This window comes from Mucilaginibacter yixingensis (assembly GCF_041080815.1).
Lineage (GTDB): Bacteria > Bacteroidota > Bacteroidia > Sphingobacteriales > Sphingobacteriaceae > Mucilaginibacter > Mucilaginibacter yixingensis.
Window position 1 is genome coordinate 1,788,291 of record NZ_CP160205.1, and the last position, 18,676, is coordinate 1,806,966.

Annotated in this window: 11 protein-coding genes; all 11 read left to right on the forward strand. The window is 46.6% G+C overall.

The window, feature by feature from the left end:
• The first annotated feature begins 176 nt into the window (after nucleotides 1-176).
• Entirely contained in the window at nucleotides 177-2,999 is a 2,823-nt protein-coding gene (locus tag ABZR88_RS07240; protein ID WP_107828089.1) for a SusC/RagA family TonB-linked outer membrane protein, read from the forward strand.
• Between the two features lie 7 nt (nucleotides 3,000-3,006).
• Nucleotides 3,007-4,701: a RagB/SusD family nutrient uptake outer membrane protein gene (locus ABZR88_RS07245; protein WP_107828088.1), complete on the forward strand. Its 1,695-nt coding sequence runs from the start codon at nucleotides 3,007-3,009 to the stop codon at nucleotides 4,699-4,701.
• 29 nt (nucleotides 4,702-4,730) lie between these two features.
• Nucleotides 4,731-7,832: a TonB-dependent receptor gene (locus ABZR88_RS07250; protein ID WP_107828087.1), complete on the forward strand. Its 3,102-nt coding sequence runs from the start codon at nucleotides 4,731-4,733 to the stop codon at nucleotides 7,830-7,832.
• A 10-nt stretch (nucleotides 7,833-7,842) separates the two neighbouring features.
• Nucleotides 7,843-9,603, forward strand: coding sequence for a RagB/SusD family nutrient uptake outer membrane protein (locus ABZR88_RS07255; protein WP_107828086.1), 1,761 nt, complete (start codon nucleotides 7,843-7,845; stop codon nucleotides 9,601-9,603).
• A 78-nt stretch (nucleotides 9,604-9,681) separates the two neighbouring features.
• Nucleotides 9,682-10,746, forward strand: a complete 1,065-nt coding sequence (locus ABZR88_RS07260; protein ID WP_170113576.1) for an alginate lyase family protein — start codon at nucleotides 9,682-9,684, stop codon at nucleotides 10,744-10,746.
• On the forward strand, nucleotides 10,743-11,615 hold the full coding sequence (locus tag ABZR88_RS07265) for a family 16 glycosylhydrolase (RefSeq protein WP_107828084.1): 873 nt from the start codon (nucleotides 10,743-10,745) through the stop codon (nucleotides 11,613-11,615). The genes ABZR88_RS07260 and ABZR88_RS07265 overlap by 4 nt, the downstream gene beginning before the upstream one ends.
• Nucleotides 11,616-11,629: 14 nt before the next feature.
• The gene (locus ABZR88_RS07270; protein ID WP_107828083.1) at nucleotides 11,630-12,766 is read left to right on the forward strand and encodes a glycoside hydrolase family 105 protein; all 1,137 of its coding nucleotides are present in this window, start codon (nucleotides 11,630-11,632) and stop codon (nucleotides 12,764-12,766) included.
• A 1-nt stretch (nucleotide 12,767) separates the two neighbouring features.
• Nucleotides 12,768-13,439 (forward strand): GDSL-type esterase/lipase family protein, encoded by a 672-nt coding sequence (locus ABZR88_RS07275; protein WP_245917021.1) that lies wholly within the window; start codon nucleotides 12,768-12,770, stop codon nucleotides 13,437-13,439.
• Nucleotides 13,440-13,469: 30 nt separating this feature from the next.
• On the forward strand, nucleotides 13,470-14,501 hold the full coding sequence (locus ABZR88_RS07280; RefSeq protein ID WP_107828082.1) for a polysaccharide deacetylase family protein: 1,032 nt from the start codon (nucleotides 13,470-13,472) through the stop codon (nucleotides 14,499-14,501).
• A gap of 89 nt (nucleotides 14,502-14,590) precedes the next feature.
• Nucleotides 14,591-15,145 carry a dihydrofolate reductase family protein gene (locus tag ABZR88_RS07285; protein ID WP_107828081.1) on the forward strand — a complete coding sequence of 185 codons (555 nt, stop codon included), beginning with the start codon at nucleotides 14,591-14,593 and terminating at the stop codon, nucleotides 15,143-15,145.
• Between the two features lie 241 nt (nucleotides 15,146-15,386).
• Entirely contained in the window at nucleotides 15,387-18,659 is a 3,273-nt protein-coding gene (locus tag ABZR88_RS07290) for a TonB-dependent receptor (RefSeq protein ID WP_107828080.1), read from the forward strand.
• Nucleotides 18,660-18,676 lie beyond the last annotated feature (17 nt).

The following is an 18,676-nucleotide window of genomic DNA, read 5'->3' on the forward strand; positions in this document are numbered from 1 at the left end:
TTGTATTTCAAAGACAAAAAACTTATTTAAATGAGAAAATCTACGCCAACTTATTGCAACTACAGCGCTCTGTATTGCCATTAGCTAAAGCAAAATGCCATTAACGTTCGCCCGGTAAATTCTGATCGGGAGGGAACACCAAACTTTCTGTATTAACACTTAAAAAATTACAATTCATGTCAATTTTTACAAGATTTTTATGGGTATTGATATGCTGCTTGTGTGCGTTAAGCCCGGCCTGGGCCAATGCCACCAAAGGTGTACCTGTGCACGGTAAGCAAACAGCAAAAGATACGCTGGTAACAGACACCGTTAAGAAGGTTAAACAGCAGATCTATTTTCAAACCCCCTCAAACCTTTCAACAGCTTCAACCGCAGCTATCAGCGGTAGCGATTTTGTAAGCACCCCGGTGGTGTCTTACCCCTTAGCATTAGGCGGCCGCTTACCCGGATTAACCGTAACCCAAACCAATGGCGAACCACTTAGTGAAGGTTTTAGCATGTTGCTGCGCGGTCAATCGCCGGTAATATTGATAGACGGGATCCCTCGCTCTGTAACCGAGATTGGGATGAACGAGATTGAATCGGTTACCGTGCTGAAAGACGCCGTATCGCTGGCCATGCTGGGTATCCGCGGATCGAGCGGTGCCATAGCCATCACTACCAAGAAAGGCAGCGCAACCAAAACGCAGATTAATTTTAATTTGCAAACCGGCATCCAGGAGCCGCTGAAAAACCTGATTGGCAGTCCGCTGAATGCTTATAACTATGCCACGCTTTATAACGAGGCACTGACCAATGATGGCCTTTCTGTTGCTACAAATGGCTTTAGTCAAGTGGCTTTAAACGCTTATCAATCAGGCAGCGATCAATACAAATACCCGGATGTAAACTGGCGCGACCAGGTAATGAAAAATCGTGCCATGACATCGCGCTATGATTTTAACACAAGCGGCGGCAATAACTTTGTACGCTATTTTGTGAACCTGGAAACCTATAGCCAGGATGGTTTGCTGAAAACCAGCGATGCCAACAAGTATAATACCACGCCTAACTTAAAAGGCTACTTTATCCGCTCAAACGTTGATGTAAACCTGACCGATAAATTAAGCGCCGGCATCTATATTCAGGGCCGCATACTTAACTCAACAGCGCCAGGTAACGATGGTACGGCTGCTATTTTCAACTCCATATTAGCTACGCCTGCCAACGCTTACCCTATTTATAACCCGGATGGCAGCTATGCGGGCAACTCCCAGTTTACTAATAATATTGTTGCACAAAACGTTGGTTCGGGCTATTCACTTAGCAATACCCGTACCGTGCTGTCAGACTTTTATCTGAAGCGTTCGCTTGATGATGTGACGAAAGGCCTCTGGATCAAAGCCCGTGCCTCGTTCTTCAGTAACCTGAATGAGAACATTGTGCGCAGCAAATCATTCGCAGTGTTTGAGCAGACCGGCGCTTCAACCTACCGTCAGTACGGCACCACCAGTGCGCAGTCAAATAGCAATGGTATCAGCTTCCAAAACAGATCAGATTTTGAGGAACTGTCTATGGGCTATACGCATAATTTCGATGCCAACAACGGCTTGGACGCAACGTTGCTGGCCAATCGCGATAATCTGATCAACGGCTCTAACCTGCCATACACTATTCAGGGAATCTCTGGTCACGTGGCTTATAACTACAAAAAGAAGTATCTGGCCGAGGTTTCATTCGCGCAAAGCGGTGCTAACCGATACCCCGATAACGGTGGCTTTAAATATGGTTTCTTCCCGGCTATGGGCCTTGGTTGGAACATTAATGAGGAGCGCTTTATGCAGCCGCTTACCTGGCTCAATCACCTCAAACTTTATGGTTCTTATGGTAAGCTGGGGCATGATAACGCAACGTACTTTCTTTACCAACAGGTATATAACGCTACGCCAACTGCCTATTTTGGTTCCAGCGCAGCTGCCGGAACCACCGTTGGTGAGTCATATTTGGCTAACCCTAACATCACCTGGGAAAAATCCAGAAACCTGAATGTTGGCCTGGAAGGTGCTGTGCTTCATAACCAACTATCCTTCGACGTTGAATATTACAACAACCTGTTTAGCGATCTCTACATTGTGCGCGGCACCAACACCGGTATGCTGGGTATTGATTACCCGAGCGAGAACATCGGTCGCCAGCGCTATTATGGCTGGGAGGCGCAGCTGAACTGGGCACAGAAGAAAAAATCGTTCGGCTATTTCTTCGGTGTAAATGCGAGTCTGCAGAATTCAAAATTGCTTTATTCTGGAGAACCAACCCTGAAATACAGCTGGATGTATAAAACCGGTCACCCCGTGGGGCAAACCTATGGCTACATTGCCGATGGTCTTTTCCGCAGCCAGCAGGAGATTAACGGCGCGCCAACTATCGAGGGTTACACTCCGCAACCTGGTGATATCAAATACCGCGATTTGAACGGCGACGGTGTGATCAATCAATATGATCAAACCACTATCGGTTCGCAAAAACCAACCTTGTTTATTGGTTCAAGATTGGGATTTAACGTGTTTAATTTCGATTTCAGTACGCTGTTGCAAGGTGTGGTTAACCAGCAGGTTTACCTGTCTGGTGCCGACTACTGGGAGTTTCAGAGCAGCAACGGTGGTCAGGCTTATACTACTCAACTCAATCGCTGGACACCGGCTACGGCGGCCACGGCCACTTACCCACGTCTAACCACAAGCGGTGGCCCGCGCGCAGGCGATGTCAACAACTTTGTAAGCTCAAGTTTCTGGCTGCGTAACGGTGACTATCTGCGAGTGAAAACCATCGAGCTGGGTTATACGCTGCCCGGCAAAACATCGCGCAAGGTGGGCGTGCAATCGGCCAGGATATTTGTCAATGCCCTCAATATGGCAACGCTCAAATCATTAACCTTTAATGGCGCCGATCCGGAAAACTATAGCGGGATGTACCCCATTGAGCGAGTATTTAACCTAGGCGTGAACATTCAATTATAACATCGGTATGAAAAGACTATTCTCACTTTTAACAATTACGCTGATTATAAGCTTCAGTTCATGCGGCAAGAAGTTTTATCAGGAACCTGACGAACGCACTACTGAAACCGATGTGTTTGATCCGAATGATAAATTGGGTACACTGGCTACTTCCTATCTGCTGGGTATCTATTCATTCCTGCCCACAGGCTTTAACCGTATTGACGGCGATTTTTTAGATGCCGCTACAGATGATGCCGTACCATCGTCTCCACGATCAAACATTGTGTTATTTAACAACGGGCAACTAACGGCTGTCAACTATCCCGATAATAACTGGGCTAATAGCTATACCATCATCCGCAGGTGTAATGTGTTTTTACAAAACATTGATGTAGTGCCTTTCAGTGACGCCTCGGTGAAGAAACGTGAAGTTGCAGAGGTTCATTTCCTGCGCGCCTTCGCCTATTTTGAATTGGTAAAACGTTATGGCGGCGTACCGCTGGTGGGCGATAAAGTATTCTCGCTGGATGACAATATGAACATTCCGCGCAATACATTTTCTGATTGCGTAGATTATATTGCTGCCGAGTGTGATCTGGCAATCCCCGGATTAACCCTTGCCTCGGCCTTATCAAGCAATGAATATGGCCGCGCTACGGTAGAAGCTGCTATGGCGCTGAAATGCCGCTTGTTTTTGTATGCTGCCAGTCCGCTGTATAACGGTGGTGGGGTAGAGACCAATGCACAGATCAAAGCGCTGACCGGTTATCCAACTGCCGATGCCACACGCTGGCAAAAGGTAATAACCGCTGCCGAAGCACTGATGTCCATTGGCTATCACAAACTACCGGCAGGTACAGGTGCAACCGCCTACGCAGCGGTCTTTACTACAAAAATTAATACCGATATTATTTTCGCCAAGCAATCTGCCGCTTCAGTTAGTATTGAAAATGCCAACGCGCCGGTGGGTTACGTATCGCCAAATACCAGTAACGGTCGTAACAGCCCTACGCAGAATTTGCTCAATGCATTTCCAAATGCTGATGGTTCAGCTTATACCGGTTCATCAACCAGTTTAACCCAATATACCGGTCGCGACCCGAGGCTGCAGGCCATCATCTTTTACAACGGTGTTAACTGGCTGGGCCGCGCGGTTCAAACTTTTGAGGGCGGACTTGATAAACCCAACACGCCGCTAAAAACCCAAACACGCACAGCTTACTACCTGCGCAAGTTCATGGCCGATTTTTCTACCGCTACTAACTACGCCAATCAGAGTCACAATTTTCCATACTTCAGGTATGCCGAAGTGCTGCTGAACTATGCCGAAGCTTTAAATGAAGTTGGCCGTACAGAAGACGCAGTAAAACAATTGATACCGATTCGTGCCCGTGCTGGCATTACCGCAGGCGTTGGCAACAGGTATGGTATCAAGGCAGGCATTAGTCAGACTGAGCTACGCGATTTGATTCGTAATGATCGCCGTATTGAGCTTTGTTTTGAAGAACACCGTTTCTGGGATCTGCGCCGATGGAAGCTTGGCAGTGTTTTGGCCTCCAGCTTACAGGGTTTGCAGCTAACGCCAAACGGTACTACTTACAATGTGCAGGTAGTGGATGTAGCCCAGCCTGTGTTTCAAGACAAATATTACCACATGCCTATCCCGTATAGCGAGACTGCCAAAAACACCAAGCTGATACAAAACGAAGGGTACTATTGATTTTACGGCAATTTAAACCTTAAATAGAGATGAAAAGATATATATATACCTTTTTGGCGATGCTGTGCTTTGTTAATGCAATGGCGCAAACAAGACCAATAACAGGCGTGATAAAAGATGCCAACGGATCATTACCGGGTGTAACGGTAATTGAAAAGCAGAATCCATCAAACGGCACACAAACCGATGCCGAGGGCAAGTTTAAACTGAATGTAAAGAGCAATACTCTGGTTGTAAGGTTTATTGGCTATGCTACTCAGGAGGTTTCGGTACAAAGGCTGAACAGCATTAACATTACCCTTAAAGAAGTTCAAAAAGATCTGAACGAAGTGGTGGTGGTAGGCTATGGCCAGCAGCGTAAGGTGAGCCTTACCGGCGCGGTTAGCGCCCTGAGCGGTGCCGATATCCGCCAAAGCCCGTCGCCAAGTTTGCAGAATGCTTTGGCCGGGCGCATCACCGGTTTCAGCAGCGAGCAACGGGGCGGTCAGCCGGGTAAGGATGGCGCCAGCTTTAATATTCGTGGCGTAAGCTCTTATACAGGTAACAACAACCCGTTGATCCTGGTAGATGATATTGAGTTTACTTACGACCAGTTTTCGCAGCTGAATGCTAACGAGATTGCTTCTATCAGTATTCTAAAAGATGCGTCAACAACTGCCATCTATGGTATTAAAGGTGCCAACGGTGTGGTATTGGTTACTACCGTGCGCGGTAAAGTAGGTAAGCCGCAAATTACTTTCTTATCAGAATATGGATTAAACCAGCCTACCCGCAGGCCCAAATATCTTGACTCTTACGGTGCGGCAACGGTGATAAGAACAGCGCAGATTAACAGCAACGCCATCAATCCTAACCCAAGTTTTGTCCCTACTTTTTCTGAGGCCGATTTACAGGCATTTAAAGATGGTACAGATCCATACGGTCACCCTAATAATAACTGGACCGATCTTTTACTGAAAGAGTTTGCGCCGCAGTGGCGTGCCAACTTTGATGTAACCGGTGGTACAGAAAAAGCCAAGTATTTTGTTTCATTAGGTTACCTTGATCAGGGCGGTCAGTTTAAAGATTACAGTGCCGATCTGGACAGCCGTACTTACTACAAACGTTATAATTATCGCTCAAACGTAGATCTGAGCATCAACAAAAACCTCGATGTGCGCTTTGACTTATTTGGCGCCATAGATGAAACAGCGCTTAACAACGCCAGTGTAGACGGTAACCTTTTCAGCGATTTGAGTCGCTTTAACGAAACCGCGCCTTATAACTATCCGGTTTACAATCCAGATGGATCATTAGGCTATAGCGTGTGGCAGCGTAGCGGTACAGACCGTAGCAACAACAACATCATCGGTCGTTTAATGTACGATGGTTCGGGCCATAACTATTCCAATAACATCAACCTGGCATCATCAATAATTCAGAAACTGGGCTTCATTACCAAGGGGCTTTCTGTTAAAGGAACATTGGCTTATCGTAACCTGTATAGCTATTACCGTGGTATTACGCGCCCAACGGCGGGCACGGGCTTTTTGTCATATATCTATGATCCTAAAACCAATACTTACTCTTTTGGTGCGCGCGATAATTTCTACCGCATGAGCGTGCCTACTTTAACCTATACGCCGGGTAGTACCAACAGTGCGTTAACTATGCAGGCTATATTGAACTACGATCGTTCTTTTGGCAAGCATCACGTTACCGGTTTATTTCTGTATAATCAGAACAGTAAAACAGCTGCCAATACCACCAATACCGATTATAACTTTATCCCCGAAAACTTTAAGGGCTACACTACCCGGTTAAGTTATAATTATAACAATAAGTATTTGCTGGAAGTTAGCGGCGCCTACAACGGTACCGACCGTTTTGCCGCCGGCAGACGCTTTGGTTTGTTCCCAGCCGTATCTGCAGGCTGGAACATTGGCGAGGAAGAACTATTTAAAAAGCACGTAAAGTTTGTTGATCTGTTAAAGCTTCGCGGCTCATACGGCCTGGTGGGGGTTGATAACACAGGTGGCGTTTATAGCTACTTGCAATCATACACAACGGCCACGGGTACGGGTTTATTTGGCACCGCCACCAACCTGGGCTATACTACAGTAACAGAAGGAACATTGCCCAACAACGAAGTAACCTGGGAGAAAGAACGTAAGCTGGATCTTGGTTTAGACTTTGGTATCATCAACGGCAAACTTACCGGTGCCCTGGATTACTTTAACAACAACCGTTATGATATTTTAACCACTCGTGGTACCGTATCTGCCGTGTTCGGTCAGTCGCTGCCAAGTGTTAATCTGGGTAAAACCAATAACAAAGGTTTTGAGGCCGAGCTGAACTTCAACAATAAAATAAACAACAATTGGTCATACCAGATCCGTGGTACTTATTCGCTGGCCAAAAATAAGATCATTTTTAAAGATGAGCCGGTGCCACTGTATCCTTACCAGGCACAAACCGGTCAGCCTATTGGCTCTGCACTTAAATATACCTGGACTGGCGAGTTTTATACCGCAGCAGATATAGCCGATCCATCAGTACCGAAACCAACGGTTACCGGTCGCCCCGGCGATCCGAAGTATAAGGATCTGAACGGCGATGGTGTTATTGACGCCAGCGATATGTCTTATTTCGGTAATACCAACATCCCAACCACTACCTACGGTATCACCCTGGGGGCCAGTTATAAAGGGGTGAGTTTTACCGTATTGTTTCAAGGGGTTACAGGCGTAGTGGCCAGCGCGCAGGGGGCGGTAACATCAAACGCGGCATCAAACGCGCAGCCTATCTATCTTGACCATTGGACGCCTGAATTGGGCAACAGTGCCAAATATCCGCAGCTGTACACATCGGCATTAAGCCAGAGCCCGCGCGATTATTATTCCAGCTTCTGGGCAATTTCTGCGGCTTACATCAGGCTGAAAACGGCAGAGATTGCCTATACCTTCGGGCCTAAGGCTTTGCAGGCGCTGCATGTAAAAGGATTAAGGGTATACACCAACGGTTATAACCTTTTAACATGGACAAACCTGGATAAGCTATATAACCTCGATCCGGAGGTGCTGGAGTCTACAGGTACACAGCCATATCCGCCAACCCGTATTATCAATTTTGGTTTCAACGTTACTTTTTAATTCATATCGTATGAAAAAGCTTTTCATCCTGATTGCGCTGCTACCGTTTTGCATGTTCTCCTGCAAAAAATCCGGCTTTCTTGACGATAAAACCAACGGCCTTACTGCCGATGCAGTTTTTACCGACAGTGTGCAGACACTAAACTTTTTAAACAAAATATATGTAGATGCCGGTTACTCTTTCGGGCCCTCACGTTTTGCGGGTGCAGGCGGTACGGGCAATACCGAACTGGCCACAGATAACACTGAAGGAACAAACAACACCGCAGTCTGGGCCGATTCTTACGTACGCGGCTCCATCGGTCCGTCGAACGTCATTACGTCTACCTTTTTTGCTACCGATAAAGATTTCTGGAACACGCCTTACAAAAACATCCGCCGGGTAAACCTGCTGCTTTCTAAATTGCCTAACGCGCCTTTTTCTGATGCTATGAAAAAACGCATCCGCGGCGAGATCAGGTTTTTACGCGCTTATTACTACCATTATATGGTAGTGGCCTTTGGCGGCGTGCCTTTGATCAGCGATCAGGTTTACAATATTGACGATATCATTAATATTCCCAGAAATAGCTTCGCCGATTGTATCAACTACATCACCAGCGAGCTGGATGCCGCGGCTTCAGATCTGAATGGCGTTGTTTATAGTGATATAGATTACGGCCGTGTAACCAGGGGGGCTTGTTTGGCTTTAAAATCAAGAGTGCTGTTGTATGCTGCCAGTCCGCTGTTTAATGGTGGTTCTATTGCCACCAATGCCAATGTGCAGCCGCTGACAGGTTATACCACTTACGATAAAAACCGCTGGCAACTGGCTGCCGATGCTGCCAGCGCGGTGATGAACCTGGGGCAATATTCACTTTATGTAGATAATACCACTCGCCCGGGCTATGGTTTTTACCAGGTGTTTTTGAAACGGGTGAACAGCGAGTATATTTTTGCTTACAACCGACCGGCACAGAAAGAGTTTGAGACTTATTACCTGCCGCCATCGCGCTCGGGTTCCAGCATCCAGAAACCAACCGAAAGTTTGGTAGAAGCCTTCCCGATGAAGGATGGTAAGACCATTAAGCAAAGTACTTCTTATAACCCTAATGATCCGTACACAAACCGCGACCCCCGTTTGGATAACTCCATTATTTACAACGGGCAAACGTATATGAGCAATACCGGCACCAAAACACAGGTGTTTACTTATACCAGTACGGGCTCTGCCATTAGCAATACTACTGCCGATGCTTATACCACCGCCAATAAGTTTACCGGCTATTTTGCACGCAAGATGCTGGACGAAAACCTGACCAACTCGCTGTCGGGTACTACAGAACGTGCCTGGCCGCTTATCAGGTACGCCGAGATCCTGCTAAACTATGCCGAGGCCATTAACGAGACCGGCCAGACCGATAAAGCTTACGCTCCGCTGATTGCTTTACGCAACCGCGCAGGCATCACCCCGGGGACAGACAATCTGTATGGGCTGAAAGCTAACATGACGGTTGATGAGATGCGCGAGATTATTCATACCGAGCGCCGCATTGAACTGGCTTTTGAAGATCACCGCTGGAATGATATCCGCCGTTGGAAAATAGCCTCATCTGTGCTTACTGGTTTTAACAGCGTTGATATTATCACTCGTACCGGTACCAGTACTTATGTGCATACCATTGGCAGCGCACCGCGTATTCTGGCCTTTAGAGATGCCATGTATCTGTTGCCTATTCCGCTAAGCGAGATCCAAAAAATGCCGCTGATGTTGCAAAACCCAGGTTATTAATCATACATCTATCTATATTTAAAAATGAATCATTTCCGTCATCTACCCAGAATAACAGTCTTGCTGGTGTGCTGCGTTATGTTCAGCACGCAAAGCCGGGCGCTTGATCATCCTGCGGGTATGCATCCGCAGGCACAGTTAGACTTTGTGAAGCAACAGATAAAGACAAAAAAACAGCCGTACCTCAACGCGTTTAATCAGTTAATGGTTAGGGCTGATTCTGCATTGCTGATTAATCAGCATGCCATTGAAGATTTTGCCATCCCCGGATTTTATGTAAAGAAGGAGGAGCACCGGCAACGCTCGCTGGCCTTGCAGGTAGATGGTTTTTCGGCCTATAGTTGCGCCCTGGCCTGGCAGCTTACCGGTAAAAGTAAGTATGCAGATAAGTCCATCTATTTCCTTAATGCCTGGGCATCTATCAATAAGAAATATTCTGAAAATGATGGTCCGCTGGTGATGAGTTATTCAGGCACCACCATGCTAATGGCCGCAGAGCTGATGCGTAACTATAAAAAATGGACGCCATCACAACAGCATGTATTTGCCGGATGGGTGCGTAATGTGGTCAACAAAGCATCACACAAAATTCGCGATGGCAAAAACAACTGGGCCGATTGGGGAAGGCTATCATCGTTACTGGCTGATTGTTATTTGGATGACAAAGCGGATATCCAGACAGTAAGCTCCATGATCAAAGCCGATCTGTTTAACAAAATAGCCCCCGACGGCCACATGGTAGAGGAGGTGAAACGCGAAGGTAACAGCATTTGGTACACCTATTTTTCGCTGGCGCCGCTAACGGCATCGTGCTGGGTGATCTATAACACTACCGGCGAGAATCTGTTTAAGCTTGAACAGGGCGGTACATCCATCAAAAAAGCACTTGATTACTTGTTATATTACAACGCTCATCCCGACGAGTGGACCTGGTTTAAAAATCCGGCTACAGGCAATGTAAACACCGCAGTTGGCTTTTGGCCGGCCAATTTGATGGAGGCCATGCGCAATGTTTATCATGACGATAAGTACGATGCTTACGTAGCTCCGTATCGCCCAATTATGTACACTCGCCATGATTATGCGTGGACATACCCCACGCTTTTCCCCCTGAGCCTGGATAATTATAAAGATCAGAAATGAAAGCAACTAAATTAGTTTTGTTTGGGCTGGCGGCAGGCTATCTGTTCACGCAAAGCGGCTGTAGCACCGGTTATAAAAGCGTGGCTAACTCAAGCCAATATGCCTCAAACGGATATAAATTGGTTTGGGCCGATGAGTTCAATAACGATGGAGCCCCAGACAGCACCAACTGGGTTTACGAGCATGGTTTTGAGAGAAACGAGGAACTGCAATGGTATCAGCCACAAAACGCCTTTTGCAAAAACGGATTGCTGGTACTGGAGGCTCGTCGGGAAACTAAACCCAATCCGCTGTATGAGGCCGGTAGTACCGAATGGCGTAAGAAACGCCAAAATATAGAATATACCTCGGCCAGCATCAAAAGCATCCATAAGCAAAGCTGGCAATATGGGCGTTTTGAAATGCGCGGACGCATTGATATCAGCGCTGGTATGTGGCCCGCCTGGTGGACGCTTGGTGTAAGCGGCCGCTGGCCCGCCGATGGCGAAATTGATATGATGGAGTATTACCGAAAAGCACTGTTGGCCAATATAGCCTGCCTGGGCATCAATGGCAAAGCAGAGTGGTACAGCACAAAGCACAGCACAGATACGCTGGGCGGCGTGGCCTGGTCAAAAAAATTTCACATCTGGCGTATGGATTGGGATGATAAGGAAATAGCCATTTATGTAGATAATCAGTTGCTTAATAAGGTTGCGTTAAGCAAGTTAGATAATAAAGATGGCACAGGTATTAATCCTTTTAAACAGCCGCACTATATGCTTTTTGACCTGGCCGTTGGCGGTCAGCAGGGTGGGAGCCCGGCTGCTACTGCGTTTCCGCGGCGATTTGAGATTGATTATGTAAGGGTATATCAAAAGATAAATTAGGATTCATATTTGTAATGATTTTCAGGAAGATAAAAAATATTTTGCTGGTGAGCGTAATGCTAGGAGCGTCATCAGTCGATGGGTTTTGCGGGGATAAGGGCGATACCGTTTTTAAAGCGCCTGTATTACTAAACGCCATGCGTCACGTGGCCGATTGGGAGGTAAACCAATGGAATACCGTTGGTTTTAAACACGCTAAAGCCGACTGGACAAATGGCGCCTGCTACACCGGTATATTTGCGCTGGGCAATATCCAAGGCAACGAAAAGTACCTCGATGTACTAAAAGGCATCGGTAATGATTTGAAATGGAACACAGGCATCAATAAGTATCATGCCGATTACTATTGTATTGCACAGATGTATGCGCAGTTGGCTATCAAGTATCATGATAATAGTATGATAGCACCCTTCAGACAGCAGGCAGACAGCATTATCAGCCGACCGCACACTGAACCCCTGAACTGGAAAAACCGTATTGAGTTTAGGGAGTGGGCCTGGTGCGATGCGCTTTTTATGGCCCCGCCAGCCCTGAGCTACCTGAGCACAGCCACCGGCGATGAGCGTTACATAAACGGAGCAGCCAAATTATGGTGGAAGACGACCAACTTTTTGTATGACAGCAGCGAACATCTTTACTTTAGAGATGAAACCTTTTTTACCAAGAGGGAGCAGAATGGTAAAAAAGTGTTTTGGTCGCGTGGTAATGGCTGGGTAATGGGCGGCCTGGTGCGGGTACTGGAGAATCTGCCGGCTAATCATCCCGACAGGAAAAAATTTGAGACTCTTTTTAAAGATATGGCTGCACGTATTGCGGGCCTGCAGCAACCAGATGGCAGCTGGCATGCATCGCTGCTTGATCCGGCCAGTTACCCGATCAAGGAGATGAGTGGCACCGGCTTTTATTGCTACGCACTGGCCTGGGGCATTAACCACAAACTGCTGGACAAGAAAAAATACTTGCCTGTGGTGAAGAAAGCCTGGCTGGCACTTAATTCTGCTGTGCAGCCCGATGGCATGCTGGGCTATGTACAGCCCATTGGCGCTAGCCCAGACAAGGTTGACCAGAACAGTACCGAGGTTTATGGCGTAGGTGCTTTTTTGCTCAGCGGAGCGCAGTTATATGAAATGGCAAAAAAAGGAATTATTTAACATGATGAGAAGATTAATAACCGCAGTTGCGCTGTGCGCCGTTTTTTGCGGTAGTGCAAGCTATGCACAGCAAAAGGGCAGGTACGATGGTGATGTAAAAACCATACTGGCTTATGATAAAATGTACCAGGTGCCCAGCCATCCCATTGTTTTTGTGGGCAGTTCATCCATCCGTAAATGGGATGATTTGCAAGAGGTATTTGGCAGCTACAAGGTAATTAACCGCGGGATAGGCGGCGCGGTGATAGACGATATTAGTTATTATGCAGATCAATTAATATTTCACTATCAGCCCCGGCAAATAGTGCTGTATGTGGGCGATAATGATGTGCCCCGTGCTGAGGAAACAGTTGATACCATTGTCAACAAAACGGTGGCCTTATATAGACAGATCCGGGCCAAATTGCCCAATGTTCCGTTGGTTTACATCGGTATAAAACCAAGTCCCAGCCGCGAAAAGCATCGTGAGAAAATTGAAGCAGTAAACAAAGCCCTGCAACAGTTTTTTGCTGGTCAGCCTAACACCCAGTTTGTTGATGTTTATCCGCTGATGCTGGCTAAAGATGGCAGTTTCCGCCGGGAGCTTTTCCAACCGGATATGACGCACATGGTACCACAAGGCTATCATATTTGGGAAAAAGCCTTGAATCGTTATTTGGTAAAGCCCGAATGAGTGGTGTAAATTAGTTTAATTTTAGCCCTAATGAACAAAACGTTATTTCTGCTACTAACGGCATCAGTTGGCAGTTTGTGCCTTACCAATCACTCGGCTTTGGCTGCTCCTTTTAGGTTACATTTGCCGCAAGATACCAGTGGCAAAACCGTTGTACAACAACCAGAAAAAATCAGGGTTGCCAAGTTTAAGAACGATAAGGTCTGCGCTATTAGCTATACCTTTGATGACGGTTTGCAAGAGCATTACACCCTGGTAACGCCAAGATTGCGCAAGCTGGGGCTTAAAGGTACATTTGTAATTAACGGCAGCATCATCAACCCGGATAAAAACCATTTGAAGGATACCACCCGCATGAGCTGGGACGAGCTGAAAGAAATGGCGGCAGCAGGGCAGGAGATTTCTAACCATGGTTGGGCGCACAAAAACCTCGGTAAGTTTCCGCTGGATGTGATTAAGGAAGATATCCTTAAAAATGATAGCGCCATTTACGCAAATATTGGCATCAAACCAACCACTTATGCTTACCCGAATAATACCAAGAAAGAAGACGGCGTAAAGTTTGCCTCGCTGAACCGTGTGGGTACCCGTACTTTCCAGCGGTCTTTAGGCGGGCACTCAAACCCGGATGAACTTGATAAATGGGTTGATAAGCTGCTGGCTGATCATGATTGGGGCGTAACGATGACGCACGGGATCACTTATGGTTACGATTGTTTCAAATCTCCCGAGGTACTGTGGAATCACTTAGAAAAGGTACAAAAGATGCAGGATAAAATATGGGTGGGAACGTTCCACGATGTATCTGCCTATGTGAAAGAGCGCGATTCAACTGTTTTGAATATAAAGCAAATGGGGAAAGGTCACTATCAGTTAATGGCGATATGCCCGCTTGATAAAAAGCTATTCACCGAGCCTTTAACCGCGGTATTTGAAGATACCGATGCCAGGAAGTATGAGGCTTGGCAGGGTAAGAAAAAGCTGAATGTTAAAGTGAAACCCAATCAGCTGATTTTTGATTTTGATCCTTTTGGAGGGGTAGTTGATATCAAAAGAAAATAAACAGTAGAAAATTTTGGTTGATAGCTGATCTTGTTGGTCCGCGTGTTATACATCTCAAATTTTATTAATTTTAGATATTACACCTGTCTATGAGAAAGCTTATTTACGGCATCAATGTCAGTCTGGATGGCTGCTGTGATCACACCAAATTCGGCGGATCTGATGATATCCTTGATTATTTCAGGGAATTGCTGCATGATACAGACCTGATCATTTACGGACGAAAGACCTATGAGCTGATGGTCCCTTTCTGGCCGGAGGTAGCACAAACGCAATCTATGAACGCCGCTGCCAATGCCTATGCCAAAACCTTTTCGGCCTTAGACCGGGTGGTAATTTCCAAAACTTTAAACAAGGTGGCCGATCAAAAAGCCGTCATCCTTCGCGACAACCTCAAAGACGCAATCATCAACCTTAAACAACAACCGGGTAAGTCAATTTCCATCGGTGGGGTAGACCTACCCGGCCAGGTGATTGCCTGGGGACTGGTAGATGAATTTCACATCGTAGTTCACCCAGTGGTTGTTGGTGAAGGCCGGCGGCTATTCAGCGAACTAAACATGCCAGAGAACCTTGGCCTGCAGCTGCAAGATACAGTTACACTGACTAGCGGCGCGGTAGCATTACGCTACCTGAAACCATAACGCTGGCTAACCACTCTGCCGGCGGCGCCGGCAGTTAATCCATTGAATCAGAATTTATCCGAATAGGTCGAGTAATTATCTTTTGGATAATTACTCGACCTATTAAGACAATAATTAGACCCCGTTTCCTGCCTCCTGGGATAAGTTTGTCCTAGCAATCGCCCGGAGATTGCCGTTTCCTGCGCGGCCTCTACAATCGATTGCAGAACCAATTATTTTTTATAAACCCAAAACATTAATTATGAAAAGAGTTTTACTACAAGCTTTTCTGTTATTGCTTTGTACCAGCGTCTGGGCGCAAACCCGGGTGGTGATGGGCAAAGTCACGGGTACCAATCAGGAAGCGCTTATTGGTGCCAGTTTATTAGTTAAAGGAACCTCCAAAGGTACTGCTACAGATGTTAGCGGCAATTACAAACTTACAGTTCCAGCTTCGGGGCAAGTGGTGCTGGTTGTAAAATACATCGGCTATCAAACTAAAGAAGTAACCGTTGGGGCGCAGCAAATGCAGGTTAACGTTGCCCTTCAGGAAGACAAAGCCACGCAACTGAGTGAAGTAGCCGTAGTAAACATTGGCTACTCGTCAGTATCCAGAAACTCACTTGCCGGTGCGGTTTCGTCCATCAGTCAGAAAGATTTAAAGGACTTTCCGGTTAGCACCGTGGCCGAGGCTTTGGCCGGTAAACTGGCCGGTGTACAGGCTCAAACTTCAGAGGGTGCGCCCGGGGCGGATATTAAAATCACCATCAGGGGAGGAGGATCGCTCACGCAGGACAACTCGCCGCTTTACATTGTAGATGGTGTGCCCTTAGACAACGCGCTAAGCATCATATCGCCATCTGAAATTCAGAATATCGACGTACTGAAAGACGTTGCATCAACCGCCATTTATGGTGCCCGTGGTGCAAACGGCGTAGTAATTATTACTACCAAAGCCGGTAAGAAAGGACGTACCATCGTATCATTTGATGGTTATGCCGGTGCCAGAAAAATTACTAATGAAATTAAGGTGCTTGATCCTTATCAGTTTGTAGATTATCAGTATGAGCTAACCCACCAGCATTACAACGGCGGCCCAATTACTGATACGCCAACGCTCAACGGTTTTACCCGCAGCTACGGTAATTTCAGCGATCTGCAGATCTATAAGAGCTTCCCTACGGTAGACTGGCAGAACAAGGTGTTTGGCCGCAACGCATTGAATAATACACAGGTGTTAACGGTAAACGGTGGTACCGATGCCTCAACCTATAATTTTAGTATTAATAATACCGATGAGCAAGGCGTTATGCTGGCCTCAGACCTGAAACGTACTTTCGCCACCTTTCGCTGGGATAACAATATTTCCAGCAAGTTGCGTTTTGGTGTGAATGTGCGCTACAGCCGCCAGCGGGTTGATGGCGCGGGAACATCGAGCACTGGCGGATCATCCAATAATAAACTTAAATATTCCGTAAGATTCCAGCCTTACCAGGGTTTGGTTAACTTCCAGGAGTATGACCCTGATGCTATTTTTGATAATACCATCAACCTGAGTAACCCGCTTACATCGGCATTAACCGATGTGCGTAATGCTTATACAAATAACCTGATTACCAGCGGACAGGTAACTTATATACCTACACCTAAATTGACTATCAGAAGTGTGGTTGGTTATACCTTGTCTGATAATAAAACCAACTCTTTTTCTGGGGTGGCTAACTACTCTGTTTCAAGTAAAAACAGCTCAAGCCAGTATGCCAGTCAGCCTTTTATTTCTATCAGTTTGGGTAACAATACCAATATAACCAACAGCAATACTATTGATTATCGTACTAACATAGGCACTAATCACACCATTGATGTGTTGCTGGGGCAGGAGATTAACCAGAACAATGGTACCTCATTCAACCAAACCATCAAATATTTCCCTAGCGCGGTAACTGCCCAGCAGGCGTTTGCCAACGTACAACAGGCCAACCCGCCAAGCGGTGCAATTCAGCCATCGCCAACAACAGATGTTACCGGTGATCGTTTGTTCTCCTTCTTTGGCCGGGCCATGTACTCTTTTAAAAACAAGTACAACTTCAACTTCCTGGTCCGTCGTGATGGCTCTTCAAAGTTCTCTGACGCCAACCGCTGGGGTACTTTCCCATCGGCCCAGTTTGCCTGGAGAATCACCGAAGAGGATTTCATGAAGAAACTTAACTTAAACTGGTTAAGCAATCTGAAACTGAGAGCAAGTTATGGTACTGCCGGTAACAACCGCGTAAGTTCAGACAGGCTGTACCAAACCATTTTTACCACCAGTGCAACCGATGCAGGTTACGCTGCTTCAGACAACTCACAGACCTCTGGTTTGTACTCTGCCAACCTGGCTAACCCTAATTTGAAGTGGGAAACTACCATTTCTAAAGATTTGGGTCTGGATATTGAGCTATGGGGCGGCCGCGCTACTTTATCGGTTGATGGTTATATCAATCGCGTAAACGATCTGCTGTTACAAACCAATGTGCCGCAAGAGACCGGCTACCTGACTCAGTACCAAAACATTGGCGCTACTCAGAACAAAGGTCTGGAGATTCAACTGAGCGGAACCATCATTAACAAAAAAGATTTTAACTGGAACAGCAGCTTCAACCTGTCTTTTAACCGCAATACCATTGTTGCGCTGCAGGGCGGTGTACAAAGCTACCTGGTATCATCAGGTTGGGGACAATCATCTGAAGATTTCCTAGTACAGGTGGGCCAGCCGGTAGGCTTGTTCTACGGTTATGTGTCTGACGGATTTTATACCCTGAATGATTTTGATCGTGCCAAATCAGATCCTGCCAACTATAAATGGGTACTTAAGCCGGGCGTGGCAAACTCATCAGTAATAGACGGGTCTTCAAACGTTTTTCCGGGACAGATGAAGCTGAAGAAAACCACAGCTACTGCCGACTCGGTGATTCGTACCACAGATAGGACCGTTCTGGGCAGCGCTCAGCCAAAATTCTACGGTGGCTGGAATAACCAGTTCTCTTACAAAAGTTTTGATATGAGCTTGTTTGTCAACTTCTCTTACGGTAACAAAGAGTACAACGCCAACACGGTAGAGTATAGCTCGGTTTACCAGGCAAATGGCAACAACGTATTGGCCAAGTTTGCTGACAGATGGAGATCTATCGGTCCAAACGGGGAGTTGATGACCAACTGGGATCAGATAGCGGCCATGAACGTCAATGCCAAAATCTACTCGCCAACCCGGGGGCCATACCAAACCACTTCAGATGCTATTGAAGATGGATCTTTCCTAAGGATCACCAACTTAACGTTGGGCTACACATTGCCAACACGTGTGCTTCAAGCTACCAATCTGGTGTCAAGACTAAGGGTTTATGTTACGGTGAACAACTTGTACACCTTTACCAAATACACCGGTTACGATCCGGAGGCCAGCACCCGCCGCAGCAACCCGCTTACCCCGGCTGTAGATTACTCGGCCTATCCGCGAAGCAGATATATCCTGGCAGGTGTCAACTTATCATTCTAAATCATAACAATGAAAGT